Origin of the sequence: Mongoliimonas terrestris (genome assembly GCF_001927285.1) — a bacterium.
GTDB lineage: Bacteria > Pseudomonadota > Alphaproteobacteria > Rhizobiales > Pleomorphomonadaceae > Chthonobacter > Chthonobacter terrestris.
Genome location: NZ_MSIG01000057.1, coordinates 1 through 478 on the forward strand (window position 1 = coordinate 1; position 478 = coordinate 478).

1 protein-coding gene is annotated in these 478 nt (G+C 39.1%); it reads left to right on the forward strand.

The annotated features are described in order from the left end of the window. Positions 1–124 precede the first annotated feature (124 nt). Positions 125–316: a C1 family peptidase gene (locus BUQ68_RS24595; RefSeq protein WP_075218287.1), complete on the forward strand. Its 192-nt coding sequence runs from the start codon at positions 125–127 to the stop codon at positions 314–316. The last annotated feature ends 162 nt before the right edge of the window (positions 317–478 follow it).

Consider the following 478-nt stretch of genomic DNA (forward strand, 5'->3'; position numbering starts at 1 on the left):
AAAGGCACGGATGGGAAATGTGACCAAAACAGGGTCAGTTTCCTATTCTTTCTTGGCAAAGTCTTGATCTATGTGAATATGTTAGGGTTATCACAATTATAGCTGGCATTTTTGAACATTCTCCATGTTAATTGGTTTGCAGAAAAATGCAAAAGTTGTATCAATAGATGGTTATGAAGATGTACCATTGTACAATGAGAAGGCACTAAAGAAGGCAGCTGCCAATCAACCAATAAGTGTTGCCATTGAAGGTGGTGGGATGGACTTCCAACTCTACGAGTCGGTTAGTACTTCTGTCACCTGTCTAGCCCAATAATATCTCTTGTGCCTGACGGCTGAGATTTAGATGATGCTGAGGATATTATGGAACTTAAATACTGCTTGGCATTTTATCAGTTGTCTGGCTTGCCTACCTGATTATACTTTACAATGAGTTCAAAGGCATGTTTTCCATTTCTGCTCTTAGCATAGATTTAGT